The 13,321-nt window shown below is 42.6% G+C and carries 12 protein-coding genes; 7 read left to right on the forward strand and 5 right to left on the reverse strand.

The window, feature by feature from the left end:
- Positions 1–12 precede the first annotated feature (12 nt).
- The 5 genes from PQ511_RS06925 to PQ511_RS06945 are packed head-to-tail and all read left to right on the forward strand — an operon-like array spanning position 13 to position 5,284.
- Positions 13–1,287, forward strand: a complete 1,275-nt coding sequence (locus PQ511_RS06925; protein WP_273851181.1) for an ABC transporter substrate-binding protein — start codon at positions 13–15, stop codon at positions 1,285–1,287.
- Positions 1,288–1,340: 53 nt separating this feature from the next.
- Complete coding sequence (locus PQ511_RS06930; RefSeq protein ID WP_273851182.1) at positions 1,341–2,279, forward strand: carbohydrate ABC transporter permease; 939 nt, start codon at positions 1,341–1,343, stop codon at positions 2,277–2,279.
- A complete protein-coding gene (locus tag PQ511_RS06935) occupies positions 2,279–3,100 on the forward strand; it encodes a carbohydrate ABC transporter permease (protein WP_273851183.1) in 822 nt (273 codons plus the stop codon). The genes PQ511_RS06930 and PQ511_RS06935 overlap by 1 nt, the downstream gene beginning before the upstream one ends.
- A gap of 21 nt (positions 3,101–3,121) precedes the next feature.
- Positions 3,122–4,210, forward strand: a complete 1,089-nt coding sequence (locus PQ511_RS06940) for a Gfo/Idh/MocA family protein (protein WP_273851184.1) — start codon at positions 3,122–3,124, stop codon at positions 4,208–4,210.
- A gap of 24 nt (positions 4,211–4,234) precedes the next feature.
- Positions 4,235–5,284, forward strand: coding sequence for a Gfo/Idh/MocA family protein (locus PQ511_RS06945; protein WP_273851185.1), 1,050 nt, complete (start codon positions 4,235–4,237; stop codon positions 5,282–5,284).
- A gap of 42 nt (positions 5,285–5,326) precedes the next feature.
- Here PQ511_RS06945 and paaK read toward each other — a convergent pair whose 3' ends face one another.
- Positions 5,327–6,673: a phenylacetate--CoA ligase PaaK gene (paaK, locus tag PQ511_RS06950; protein ID WP_273851186.1), complete on the reverse strand. Its 1,347-nt coding sequence runs from the start codon at positions 6,671–6,673 to the stop codon at positions 5,327–5,329.
- 291 nt (positions 6,674–6,964) lie between these two features.
- Between paaK and PQ511_RS06955 the strand changes: the two genes are divergently transcribed.
- Positions 6,965–7,792 carry an alpha/beta fold hydrolase gene (locus PQ511_RS06955; RefSeq protein WP_273851187.1) on the forward strand — a complete coding sequence of 276 codons (828 nt, stop codon included), beginning with the start codon at positions 6,965–6,967 and terminating at the stop codon, positions 7,790–7,792.
- Positions 7,793–7,885: 93 nt separating this feature from the next.
- Here the strand turns inward: PQ511_RS06955 and PQ511_RS06960 are convergent, their stop codons facing one another.
- The 4 genes from PQ511_RS06960 to PQ511_RS06975 are packed head-to-tail and all read right to left on the reverse strand — an operon-like array spanning position 7,886 to position 11,950.
- On the reverse strand, positions 7,886–8,983 hold the full coding sequence (locus PQ511_RS06960) for a GerAB/ArcD/ProY family transporter (RefSeq protein ID WP_273851188.1): 1,098 nt from the start codon (positions 8,981–8,983) through the stop codon (positions 7,886–7,888).
- 15 nt (positions 8,984–8,998) lie between these two features.
- On the reverse strand, positions 8,999–10,090 hold the full coding sequence (locus PQ511_RS06965) for a GerAB/ArcD/ProY family transporter (RefSeq protein WP_273851189.1): 1,092 nt from the start codon (positions 10,088–10,090) through the stop codon (positions 8,999–9,001).
- 26 nt (positions 10,091–10,116) lie between these two features.
- A complete protein-coding gene (locus PQ511_RS06970) occupies positions 10,117–10,332 on the reverse strand; it encodes a hypothetical protein (protein WP_273851190.1) in 216 nt (71 codons plus the stop codon).
- Positions 10,333–10,369: 37 nt separating this feature from the next.
- Entirely contained in the window at positions 10,370–11,950 is a 1,581-nt protein-coding gene (locus PQ511_RS06975) for a spore germination protein (protein ID WP_273851191.1), read from the reverse strand.
- A gap of 146 nt (positions 11,951–12,096) precedes the next feature.
- Here PQ511_RS06975 and PQ511_RS06980 point away from each other — a divergent pair, with 146 nt between their 5' ends.
- A complete protein-coding gene (locus PQ511_RS06980) occupies positions 12,097–13,293 on the forward strand; it encodes a Ger(x)C family spore germination protein (protein ID WP_273851192.1) in 1,197 nt (398 codons plus the stop codon).
- Positions 13,294–13,321 lie beyond the last annotated feature (28 nt).

Here is a 13,321-nt window from a genome sequence, read left to right on the forward strand (position 1 = left end):
AGGGGGTAAAGCATGAAGAAAATATCGGCTTTATTATCGGTGATGGTGTTGATGCTGTTAGCCGCATGTGGGGGAAATCAGGGTGCTTCTGGAAATGCCGATAACGGAGATGAGAAGGTAATTGAAGTTTGGCACTTAGAAACGGGCGAACGGGAAAAACTTTTCCAGGAAGTTGCAAAACAGTTTGAAGAAGATCATGAGGGTGTAAAGATTAAGTTGCTCCAAACACCCAATGATGCTTACAAACAGAAGCTAGCTGTTTCCATGTCAGGCGGTAATCCACCGGATGTATTCCAGAGCTGGGGTGGCGGCTGGTTAAAGCATTTTGTTGATCAAGGAAATGTTAAAGATATTACAGAAAATGTGGATCAAGATCACTATTTAGAAATGGCGCTAAATAACGGAACTTTCGATGATAAAGTGTATGGCGTCCCGTTAGGATTATCTTTGGATGTGATTTTTTACAACAAAGTAATTTTTGAAAAGTATAACCTTGAGGAACCAAAGACGTACGAGGAGTTTACTGAAATTATTAAGACTTTGAAAGAAAACGATGTTACCCCACTTGCGTTAACAAATAAAACGAAGTGGCCAGGTGCGTATTACTTAATGAACTTTGCAAGTCGAATTGGCGGTCCTGACTTATTTGAAAGCGCATTCAATCGAGAAGGACGTGGGTTTGATGATCCTGCTTATGTAGAAGCCGGTGAATACATCCAGGAACTCGTAAAAATGGATGCTTTCAACGAGGGCTTTAATGGGATTCCTTACGATGAAGGCCGCGGTCGTCAGCTCATGTATTCTGGACAGGCTGCGATGATGGATATGACGATTTCCTTTTTAAATAACGTTAGAGAAGAAGCACCACAGTTTGAAGATAAGCTTGGATTCTTTGTCTTCCCAACGATTGAAGGTGGGGAAGGGAATGATACACAAGTTGGTGGAGCTACAGGACCGGTTTGGTCAGTAGCCAAAGAATCTAAAAATCCTGATTTAGCTGCTGAATTTATCAAGGCGTTAACTAGTAAAGAAGCCGCACAGAAATTCACAGATCGTACAGGAACGCTTGCTGCCGTCAAAGATGTCGTGCCAGAGGATGAATTTGTTAAACAGTTCTATGATGTTGCGCAAAATGCCTCCCACATTCAAATGCCTTATGATCAAACGCTCCCTCCAGAGCTTGCAGAACTTCATAAAGATACAACCCAGGCGCTCTTTGGACTCTCGATGACGCCAGAGGAAGCTGCAAACAAAATGGAAGCAAAGGCAGAAGAACTGCTTGAATAAGTGAAAGAGGGGGGCGTCCCTCTTTCTTATCTACAGAAGGGAGAGCATAAAGCATGGAAACAGCTGAAGTGACGAGAAGCAGCGAGACGACGAAGGTTGTGCGTCAGGCGAAGAAGAAGAATATGAGGAAATTGGTCACGATAAGTCTGTTCACTGCGCCAGCGTTAATTGTTTACTTGGTCTATGTCGTCTATCCGATTCTATCAACATTGAGCTATAGCTTTTACAGTTGGGATGGCACAAGTGATAAGACGTTCATTGGTCTTGATAATTATGTCCAATTATTTCATGATGCGATTTTTTGGACCTCGCTTACGAACAATGCGTGGGTCGTGATGACATCTGTCTTTGTTCAAATTCCACTTGGGATGATCATGGCTTTAATGCTGTTTGCGCCTATTCGAGGGATTCGGCTATTCAGCAGTGTCTATTTTCTACCTTTTTTGATGTCAACCGTTGCGATTGGTTTGTTATGGGTTTACATGTTTGACCCGATTAACGGCATTATTAATCAACTTATTAATTTTCTTGGATTTGAGAATGTGGCATGGCTTAGTGATGAAAATACGGCTTTAATTGCGATTCTTCTCGTTGTTGTCTGGCAGTTCTCGCCTTTCTATATGATTCTTTTCAAAGCAGCTATGGTTGGTATTGGAGAAGAACTCTACGAATCTGCAGAAATTGATGGAGCGAACTCGTGGCAAAAGTTCTTTCATATTACGTTGCCGTTGCTTATGCCGACCATTGTAAGTTCATCCATTCTAGCGATAGTAGGTTCATTAAAAGCATTCGATATTTTCTACATTATGACCGGCGGGGGACCAAACCATGCGACGGAGCTAATGGGAACTTACATGTTTAAACAGGCTTTTATTAATTTTAATATGGGCTATGCAAGTGCGATTGCTTTTATTATGTTTTTGATCGCCCTCGTCGTTACGATCCTTATTCAAGTTGTTGATTATAATCGCAAGAAGAAAGGAGCTTTCTAATGGTCCAATCACTCAGAAAGATCCCTTTGTATTTAATCGGTTTGGTGCTACTCGTTTTCACTGGCTATCCGTTTATTTATATGATTTCCACTTCTTTAAAAGATCAAAGCACATTCTTCGAGAGACCGTTTGCGATTTTTACAACGATTGAATGGGGAAATTATGCGGACGTTTTTCAGATGGGTTTAACGCGGTATTTCTTGAACAGTATCCTTGTTTCGGTAGCAGCGGTCGTGGCTGTCATGCTGATTGCCGCACTGGCAAGCTATCCATTAAGTAGAATGAATTTTCGTTTCAATCGTGGGCTTTTCCTTCTCTTCATCTCGGGAATGATGCTTCCGATACATGCGACGCTGATTCCGATCTTTAAGCTCTCTCAAAATATGGGCTTGTATGATTCATTACTAGCGCTTCTTGGTCCATACATCGCTTTCAGTCTGCCGATATCGATTTTCATATTAACGCAATTTATGCAGGAAATTCCGAAGTCATTGGAAGAAGCAGCGAAGATCGATGGATGCTCTCATTTCGGGATCTTCTGGCGTATTATTCTTCCGATGTTAACCCCAGCCCTCATGACAGTTTTTATTTATAACTTCATTCACCTTTGGAACGAATTTATTTTTGCACTCGTCCTCGTGTCGAGTCCTGAAAATATGACACTGCCACTTGGTTTACAGGATTTTTATGGGGAGTTCTCAGTTAATGTGCCTGGTTTAATGGCGGCATTAACACTTGCAAGTCTTCCAATGCTCGTTGTCTATCTATTCTCGCAAGAAAAGGTTGTGAAGGGACTAACGGGCGGTGCTGTTAAAGGGTAGAGAGATAAAAGGAGTGAGAGAATGAAAAAGATTCACATAGGTGTGATTGGTTGTGGCAATATTAGCGATATTTACTTAAAAAACCTTCGGGATTTGGAAAGTCTTGAAATAGTAGCCGTGTCGGATTTGAATGAAGTTAAAGCAGTGGAAAAAGCAGAGAAATATAGCATTCCTCATGTTCTAAGCGTGGATGAACTTTTGGAAAATGAAGCGATTGATCTCGTGCTGAATTTAACCATACCGGCAGCACATGCGGAAGTAAGTCTACGAGTATTAGAAGCAGGAAAGCACGTGTATTCAGAAAAACCGCTCGCTATTACGCTAGAAGATGGGGAGAATGTTTTAGCTAAAGCGAAGGAAAAGGGACTTTTCGTAGGTGTTGCGCCTGATACATTTCTTGGTGGTGGACTTCAGACATGCAAGAAGCTAATTGAGGACGGCGCAATCGGTGAACCTGTTGCTGCAACGGCCTTTATGATGGGACACGGACCGGAAAGCTGGCATCCTGATCCAGAGTTTTTCTATCGTGCGGGCGCAGGACCTATGTTTGATATGGGGCCATATTATTTAACGGCGCTCATCCATTTAATTGGTCCAGTGCGTCGCTTAACAGGTTCTGCGAGAATAACGTCAAACGAGCGTACGATTACGAGCGAACCGAAGTACGGGCAGAAAATAAACGTGGAAACTCCCACGCATGTTGCTGGAATTCTTGATTTTGAAAATGGGGCAATTGGCACAATCATTACGAGCTTTGACGTATGGGGATCGAAAACTCCTTTTCTAGAAATCTATGGAACGAATGGGTCATTGAGTGTACCAGATCCGAATACGTTCGGTGGACCGGTGCTCTTGCGAAAACCAGGTGAGACCGAATGGACGGAAGTCGCATTTACACACGGATCTCTTGAAAATAGCCGGGGTATTGGGGTGATTGATATGGTGGACGCTTTACATTCAAAACGTGACATAAGGGCAAGTGGAAAGCTGGCTTATCATGTTCTTGAAATGATGCATGGCATTCATGCGGCTTCAGTGAAAGGTGAGCACTATAAGATGACAAGTACGTGCAAACAACCTGAAGCGCTGCCGAGTGAAATTTTATCTTAAAAAGATGGTGGAGGGAATGAGTAAATGGAAAAGTTGAAAGTAGCGGTTATCGGATGTGGCAGTATTGCGAGGCGACGTCATTTGCCGGAGTACCATGCTGAAAAGAACGTGGAAATCGTTGCAGTCTGTGATTTGGTAAAGGAACGAGCAGATGAAATGGTGAGTTTATATGGTGGTAGAGCTTATACGGATTATTTATCGTTGCTTGAAGATGAAATGATTGATGCGGTAAGTGTGTGTTTACCGAACGCATTACATGCGCCTGTCTCTATTGCGGCATTAAATGCGGGAAAACATGTTCTCTGTGAAAAGCCGATGGCGACTTCACGTGAGGAGGCGGAAGCCATGATTCGGGCAGCTACGGTAAACGGTAAAAAGTTGATGATCGCTCATAATCAACGGTTCGTTGCGTCACACGTAAAAGCGAAGGAGTTAATTGAAAGTGGAGAGGTTGGGGGAATTTACAGTTTTCGCACCACGTTCGGTCATCCAGGTCCAGAACAATGGAGCATTGATGGAGCGGGAAGCTGGTTCTTTGATAAAGAGCGGGCGTTCATAGGTGCAATGGGAGACCTTGGTGTACATAAATCAGACCTTATGCGCTATTTACTTGGAGAAATTGTTGAGGTTGGCGCGTTTGTGGGTACGAATGCAAAGGAAAACACAGATGTGGATGATAATGCGGTATGTATTCTTAAAACCGAGAACGGTGTGATTGGCACGCTGACGGCGAGTTGGTCTTATGTTTCAGGAGGAGATAACTCAACTGTAATCTATGGAGAGAACGCAGTGCTTCGCCTGGAAGATGACCCGGAACATTCGTTGGTTGTGCAGTATAAGAACGGAGATGTCGTCAAATATGAACTTCAGAAAATCCAAACGAATGAAGCAGGCGGACAGCAAACCACGCATGTGATCGAGCATTTCGTGGAAAGCATCGTAAACGATACGCTACCAGCTGTAAGTGGGGAAGAAGGGATGAAATCGTTGCAGGTAATATTAGCTGCATTGGAAGCGAACGAAACGAAGCGAGTGGTTGAGTTAGTGCCTGTCACCACCCGAAATATGTCATGAAATGTCGAACATGCTGACGATTCATCGTCAGCATGTTTTTATTTAGCGTATGAACGATCTAGGACTTGGCATTACCTTCGTCCTCTCATCGAGAACTCGCTTTGCTTTCCCTTCGGAACGTGGTATTGATTGTGGCTCTTTGAGACGAACTTCAACCGATATAAGCGTTTTCATTTTTATGGTTTGACCTAAATGCTTCACGAGTTTCTCTGCCATGGGATGATTGAAATTCATCTCTAGCTTCTTATAAAACTCCTGTTCTACCTCGACGTGCAACGTCACATGATCCAGATGCCCTTTTTTCTGCAAGTGAATCTGATAATGAGGGACAAGTTCCTCTAGGTCACAAATATATCGTTCAATCTCAGAAGGGAATACATTAACTCCACGAATAATGAGCATATCATCAATTCGTCCCTTCACTCGACTCATTCTTGTAGTTGTTCTTCCGCAGAGACACCGTTCTTTTGTAATGGATGCGATGTCACCTGTGCGATAGCGAATCGTTGGCAGAGCTTCTTTCGAAAGGCTAGTGAAAACCAGTTCGCCATACTGCCCGTCGTCGACTGGTTCGAGCGTATCCGGGTTTATCACTTCCACGAGAAAGTGATCATCTGCAATGTGGAGTCCGTCCTGACACTCCGCACATTCCATTGCAATGCCAGGACCCATCACTTCACTTAGCCCGTAGATATCAGATGCTTTTAGCTGGAACAATTTTTCGATTTGGAACCTCATTTCTTCAGACCACGGTTCTGCACCGAGGATGGCATGTTTTAAAGAAGTAGTGGCAGGGTCAATTCCTTGAAGCATCATCGCTTCCCCTATATTCAAGAGATAAGAAGGGGTAGAGCATATGATCTTAGGTTTGAAATCTTGGATGAGGGTGATTTGGTTGGCGGTGTTCCCACCGGAAATCGGAACCGTTGCGCAGCCGAGTTTTTCAGAACCGGCGTGAAGTCCGAGTCCGCCTGTAAAGAGGCCATAACCGTATGCGTTATGAAGAATATCTCCTTTTTGACCACCTGCGAGTGCAATGGACCTTGCGACGATGTCTGCCCAATTTTCAATGTCATTTTTTGTGTATGCGACCACGGTAGGCTTTCCACTCGTTCCAGATGAAGCGTGGATACGTATGACATCTTCCATAGGACAGGCGAGCATGTTGAAAGGATAGTTCTCTCGTAAGTGGTGTTTTTGAGTGAAAGGAAGGCGTTGTAGGTCTTCTAGTGACTGGATATCATCCGGTGTAATATGTAGATCTTTAAAAGTTTCATGATAGAAAGGGACATTGTGATAGGCTGATGTAACGGTGCGTTTTAAGCCTTCTAATTGGTGGGCGTGCATCTGATTCATATTCCACGTTTCTCTTTCTGAATAAATTGCCATACGGTTGCCTCCTTGTATGATACAAAATAAACGACTGTGAGAATTAGTGTCATATTAAAGGTACCTTTTTATGGAAGGGCGGTCAATGGGATTCGTGGGAATTGTGTCTTTGGTCGTAGGCTCGCGAATTCGCGGGTGCCTGTCACCGCCCGATATTTGCCTTTATTTGTCGAGTGATTTTTTCCTTGTATTTCGAGCATATTGGATATGAAAAGAGGGGTTTGCAAAAAGGTAGCGAACTTTGTAGAGGATACACCATATCAAAATTCATATTAAGGGAGAGGGTTACCTGTGTCGTTTATTGAAGTGAACGAAACACCGCTCTATTATGAAGATTATGGTCCAAAAGATGCACCGGCTTTGGTTTTTAGTCATTCGCTGTTTTTTAACTCGGATATGTTTCAACATCAGGTGGAGCATTTTTCAAAAGATTATCGTGTGATTTGTTATGACCATCGCGGGCAGGGGAATAGCGGTCGGTCTTCTTTAGAAAACCTCGATATGGATACGCTTACAAATGATGCGGCAGCATTGATTGAAGGTCTTGGTATTCAGAAGTGTCATTTTATCGGAAATTCGATGGGCGGGTTTATTGCGCTTCGATTGGCAGCTAGAAGGCCAGATCTGCTTCATTCCTGTGTCGTTCTAGGAAGTTCTGGTGAAGCGGAATATAAGAAAGAAGAATTTCAGCCGCTCGTGACTCAGCTTCAGAAGAACGGAGCGGAAGAAGTACTTGATCCATTGATGTACATTATGTTTGGTGATGCCTCGCTTGCATCGTTGACGTTCGAAAGGGAGCGAAACATCTGGCGCGATTACATGAAAAAGCTTGATTCATCGATTGGCGATGCGGCTCACCAGGTGATTCACCGAAACAGTGTGCTTAAAGAATTAGAGGGTATTACGGTACCAGTGCTAGCGATTGCGGGTGAACAGGATCACGCTTATTCCATCGAGCTTTCTGAAAACATTGTGAAGAAAGTCGAGAATGGGCGATGTGAAGTTGTTGGAAAAGCAGGTCACTCTGTGGCACTTGAGAAGCCTGAAGAAGTAAACAAACGTCTCGAAAGGCATTTTGTAAGAATGAAATCTAAGCTCGAACGAAGGGCTAGAATTTGAGAAACGACCTGATATAGTAGCATGGTTAAAGCCTTCTATCTCGTTAGGATAGAAGGCTTTTTAGGATATAAGAAGAGCCACAAAAAAAAACATTCATTTTTGTGCCCGCCAACGTTTAACGTGCATCACTAGAAAGAGTAGTAGGGGAATCCCCATTTGAAACGGAGGATGAATATAATAAGGAACGACATTTAAACCGACCTGGATATGCTCTAGATAATTTTGTTCCATTAGAATGGAGGTAACGAGCGCTGTGCATGTAATGATGACCATTAGCGTTTTCCATCTTTTTATTGTAAAAGCGGTGGAAAGACTGATGGCAGATCCAAATAAGAAGATGATAATTTTGATGAATCCGCCAATCATGAGAATCAGAATGGCGATGGGATCAAGACGTTGAATAATGTCTTGGATATTGATTCTTCCGATCGTCTCCAGTAGAGGAAAAGTAGAACTTGCTGCTTGAAAGGCGCCTATTACGCCGATTTGAAAAATCACCGTAATGGTAAGGATGAGACCACTTAGAAGGATAGCGTACATGCCTGTCTTTTTACCCTCACTTTTTTCAAATAAAAAGGGTAGTAACATCGTGAACACAACCATCTCTCCAAATGGAAACGTCAGCACCAGTGGAAAAGCGGTTTTAAGTACAGGGCTCCAGCCATCCTCAAGAACGGGCAGCAAGTTTTCAACGTGAAATAGATTGGAAACTAAAATTAATCCGATAAATATAATGCCTAAACACATGACGATAATGAAGAAAATTTCTGCTGAGCGCCCGATCACTTCAATACCCAGCAACCCGCCATAAAGAATCACCACGCTAATGAGAAGATTGATAACGAACAAAGGAGTTTGATTCAATGTTGAGGTGACGATGAGCTCCCCAAAGTCTCTTAGTACTCTTGCTCCAATATAAATGAAATAGAAACTATAAAGAATCGCAATGATTTTCCCTGGCCATTTACCAATGATTTTTTGTGCATACTCGGATAAGGGGAGATCGGGGTAATGTTTAAATAACGAAGCGTATATAAAAAATAGAATAAATCCTCCACTCATCCCTAATAAAATGGTGATCCACGCATCTTGTCTCGCCTCCATCCCAAGGCCAACGACAATCGAGCTTCCTAGTTCAAATAACACCATGATGGAAAATAATTGCTTGGATGATAATTTCACGGTCCCCATGTGATCCCTCCTTCCTTACACTTTATGAGCTTTCTTTTTGACTTTAGCGATAAGGAGTAATAGGAGTGGAAGTATGATACAGATTGTAAAGCTATATGGAATCCAGGAAGTTGATGCAAATTCATTCGCATAGGTATCGTTAGGAAAGACAACTAATGAGAGGACGAGCAGGATAATGCCAAGTGGAAAGGTAAGGATACGGTAATCTTTCACACCAAGGACTTGTGCAAACCCCATCGTTGAGGCGTAGAAAAGAACAACCAGCTTAAAGAAGATCGTTAGCATCCAAATAATCGCAACAATCACCTCAATTCGTTGAACAAAGTTACCAAAACTAATCTTTTTTCCAAGAACGTAACTTGGATGAGATTGAATAATGGTTTCGTTCACACCGAGAACAAGAAGGCAGGCAAAAGTGATTGTAAGTAAGATCAGTCCTCCAACTAATGTCCCTAAAAAGAGACTTTTTCCGGTTTTTTTTGAACGAATCGCAGGAGAAATCATTAAGAAAACAATGAGCTGCAAATAAGGAATACTCATAGAAAGAGTTGCCCCGTTCCAGATTGGCTTTACCCCATCTTCCATAACCGGTAGTAGATTTGTGAATTTGACATCCGGTATAGAAAAAAGCATCCAAAGAAAAAATAGTCCAATTACCCAGGGGAAGAAGATTTCTCCGCATCGAACGATTGTTTCAAGACCAAGACGTGTTGCGAAAATAACGAGACTGATAAAGAGAATGCTAATGACTTCGACCGGTGATTTCACTAGAATATGGGTCGTTAAGAAATTAACTAAATCCCAAACCACTGTGGAAGCGAGCATAAAAAAGAAGCTAATGAAAATAAGTGACAAGGCTTTTCCTAACCCTTTTCCAAGAGTGACTTCACAACTTTCAAGTAAAGTGAGAGTAGGGTTTTGTTTTGAGAGCGCATTAAATAATAAGATAACAAGAAGCCCTCCGGATAGGCCAACGATTCCTGCGATCCACGCATCTTGTTCCGATGCGGCGGCTAATCCTGATGGGATGATGAGAATGGAACTTCCAATTGTAAATAGAATGACGATAATGGTAAATTGTGTAGCTGATATTTTGGGAGGTTCCACATTTCTCACCATCCTTTTTTGACTTGTTATTGAAAAAGAAATTGGGCTGGTTTAAAAAGAATCGTAATAACATCGAACGGCGTTGGAAGAGAATATCCAAGGATCTGAGCCATCGATAAATTGAATGCGATGACTAGTGTGATGGAGAAAATCCAGCGATCCTTCTTATGGTTTTTTAATAGAGGGCGCTCAAACAATACGATTGCTACGATGGCGACACATAGACCAATGATCTGCCACATGTTATTTTTCCTTTCGCTAGAGATGACGTTTGGGGGATCAATTGGATTCAGGATTAGGGTGCTTTTCTCGAACTTTGTCCTTAGGCTTTAGAAAGGTAGGGCGTGTAAACATCCGAGACATGGGCGTACGGAAAATAACATCCTTTTGATCTTTTAATTTAAATGGTGCCATTGGCGACATGTAAGGGACCCCAAAGGAGCGAAGGCTACAGAGGTGAAGAACGATGGCAATTAAGCCAATGATCATACCGAACAACCCAAATGTTGCCGCAAGAAACATGAGTGGAAAGCGCAGCATTCGAACGGAAATCGCCATGTTTATCGCAGGCATAACAAAATTACTGATGGCTGTTAAAGAAACGACGATAATCATGGCAGAAGACACAATGCCAGCTTCCACGGCAGCTTGTCCGAGGACAAGCGCTCCAACGATGGAGATGGCAGATCCAATGGCTCGAGGCATTCGTACACCCGCTTCACGTAAAATCTCGAAAGTTAACTCCATCAAGAGAGCTTCGATTAACGCCGGGAAAGGTGTTCCTTCTCGTTGAGCAGCTAGACTAATGAGAAGTTGGGTTGGCAGCATTTCTTGATGGAAAGTCGTAACGGCGATATAGGCTGATGGTGTAATTAATGCTAGGAAAAATGAAAGGAAGCGCATCAGCCGAATCAGAAAACTCACATCAAAGCGCTGATAATAATCCTCACTAGATTGAAAAAATTGAACAAAAACAGCCGGTACAAGAAGGGCAAATGGCGTGCCGTCAATAATAAGTGCAATGCGTCCTTCTAGTATTCCAGCTGCAAGTGTATCGGGACGCTCCGTATTAAAGATCGTAGGAAAAGGAGAATAGGCTTTGTCTTGAATGAGCTCTTCAATATACCCACTTTCAAGAATGGCATCGATGTCTATTTTGTTCAGACGTTGCCGAACTTCTTCCACAATTTTATCGTCAGCGACACCATTTAAATAAATGAGTGCAACATCCGTTCTCGTCTTTTTTCCAATAGGCTTTGTTTCAATCCAAAGATTCGGATCCTTGATTTTCCGACGAACCAAAGCTGTATTTGTGCGGAGGGTTTCAGAAAATCCATCTTTAGGACCGCGAATGACCGTTTGCGAAGAAGGTTCGTTTATTCCTCGATCTTCCCATCCTTTTGATCCGATTGAAAAACCTTTTGTATATCCTTCTAGAAGTATCACCGTATCGCCAGAGAGAATGTGTTGAAAAAGGACATCAAAGTCTCCGATTTCGTTTATTTCGCCGTTTGCAAGAGCGAAATTCTTCAAAATCGACTTTGTGTCCAAATCTTCGGCTCCTTGATCAGAAATCTCAGTTTCTCGAATCGTAAGCATCAGGGGTTTGATAATAAAGTCTTGTATGAAATTTTTATCGGCTAGCCCCTCAGTATAGATCACGGCAAGAGAAATGGTGCCATCTGTTCCTGCGACTATTTCTCGGATGACAATATCGGTGCTTCCACCTAATGTTTTCTTCACTTTTTCTATGTTTTCCCTTAGATTAACGGACAAGTTAGTTGCCAGGTTCGATTCAGGCTTTTCTTTTATGTTCGCTTTCTTTTTCTTCATATCTGTTAACTTACGTACATATCTCATTGTGAAAAACCCCTCAAATGCTCTCTTCGGTCTATTTTTCAACTTTTTCGTTCATTTTATTCAGGTAGAGGCAAACATGGATGAATGTAAATGCTCCTTTTAGAAGACGATAACGGTTAAAGCAGGCTCGCGATAGGAGACATTCTATGAAAAGGACCCTATATCAAATAGTTAGTGGGAGTTTGATTCTTATTCTACTTAGTGGCTGTTGGGATGCGAATGAACTGAATGAGTTAGCGATTGCGGTCGCTTATGGCATAGATAAAGTTGACGACGAATATCTTGTGACAGCGCAGGTAGTGAATCCAGGTGAAATTGAACAGGCTGGTGGATTCACAACCCCGGTAACCGTCTACCAAGAAAACGCGGCTACACTACTTGAAGCATTTAGAAGAATGACAACCATTGCCCCGAGAAGAATTTATGGCTCGCATTTACGGATCTTGGTTATTGGAGAAGAACTGGCTAAAGAAGGCATTGGAGATGTCATTGATCTGCTGTCACGAGACCCGGAGATCCGAAATGATTTTTATATCGTCGTGTCTAGAGATGTGATGGCGGGCGACACGCTTCAAGTGTTAACCTCGCTTGAAGATATCCCGGCCAATAAACTATATGCAGCGTTGGAAACGTCTGAGAAAAATTGGGCTCCTACCTTAACAGTAACCCTTGATCAGCTCTCCTCACATTTAATGGAGGGAGGTATGGAGCCGATGTTAACCGGTGTTGAAGTGAAGGGGAAAGTTTCTACAGGGGAAAGTAAAGAGAACGTGACTCATATTGAGCCTCAAACCCAACTGCAATACCATGGAACCGCTGTTTTCAAGGAGGACAAGCTGGTGGGTTGGTTAAATGATCCAGAAAGTAAAGGGGTTCACTATGCCCTGAATCGAGTGAAAAGCACAATTGTCGTCGTTCCATGTGAAAGTGGCGGAAAAGCAGGAATTGAGTTAATTGATACAGACGCAGAATTGAAGGCGAAGGCCATTAATCATCAACCTTATGGAAGTATCCATGTACAAGTAGAAGGGAAAGTATCTGACGTTGAATGTCGGAAGCTTGATTTATCGAAAAAGGAAACGATATCTGACTTAGAAAAGAAAACGGAAAAAGATATTGAAGGAAAGATCCGCGATGCATTAACCGTGACACAAGGGGAGTATGAGGCTGATGTATTTGGATTTGGAAAAGCGATTCACCGTTCTAGCCCAGCTTATTGGAAAACAGTTGAAAAGAATTGGGACCACCACTTTAAGGATATGCCGGTAGACGTAAGCGTGGATGTTACGATTCGAAGAACAGGCACCATTGGCAATTCCCCTCTTAAACGGATTGAGGAGTAGGAATCTGAATAACTTTGTGTTTCTTGTT

The sequence above is a fragment of the Guptibacillus spartinae genome (assembly GCF_028610625.1).
Taxonomy (GTDB): domain Bacteria; phylum Bacillota; class Bacilli; order Bacillales; family Guptibacillaceae; genus Guptibacillus; species Guptibacillus spartinae.

Coding starts and splice junctions, on each gene's coding strand:
- PQ511_RS06940 (WP_273851184.1), top strand. CDS start 3,122: ATGAAAAAGATTCACATAGGTGTGATTGGTTGTGGCAATATTAGCGAT.
- PQ511_RS06970 (WP_273851190.1), bottom strand. CDS start 10,332: ATGTGGCAGATCATTGGTCTATGTGTCGCCATCGTAGCAATCGTATTG.
- PQ511_RS06930 (WP_273851182.1), top strand. CDS start 1,341: ATGGAAACAGCTGAAGTGACGAGAAGCAGCGAGACGACGAAGGTTGTG.
- PQ511_RS06925 (WP_273851181.1), top strand. CDS start 13: ATGAAGAAAATATCGGCTTTATTATCGGTGATGGTGTTGATGCTGTTA.
- PQ511_RS06935 (WP_273851183.1), top strand. CDS start 2,279: ATGGTCCAATCACTCAGAAAGATCCCTTTGTATTTAATCGGTTTGGTG.
- PQ511_RS06975 (WP_273851191.1), bottom strand. CDS start 11,950: ATGAGATATGTACGTAAGTTAACAGATATGAAGAAAAAGAAAGCGAAC.
- PQ511_RS06945 (WP_273851185.1), top strand. CDS start 4,235: ATGGAAAAGTTGAAAGTAGCGGTTATCGGATGTGGCAGTATTGCGAGG.
- paaK (WP_273851186.1), bottom strand. CDS start 6,673: ATGGCAATTTATTCAGAAAGAGAAACGTGGAATATGAATCAGATGCAC.
- PQ511_RS06980 (WP_273851192.1), top strand. CDS start 12,097: ATGAAAAGGACCCTATATCAAATAGTTAGTGGGAGTTTGATTCTTATT.
- PQ511_RS06960 (WP_273851188.1), bottom strand. CDS start 8,983: ATGGGGACCGTGAAATTATCATCCAAGCAATTATTTTCCATCATGGTG.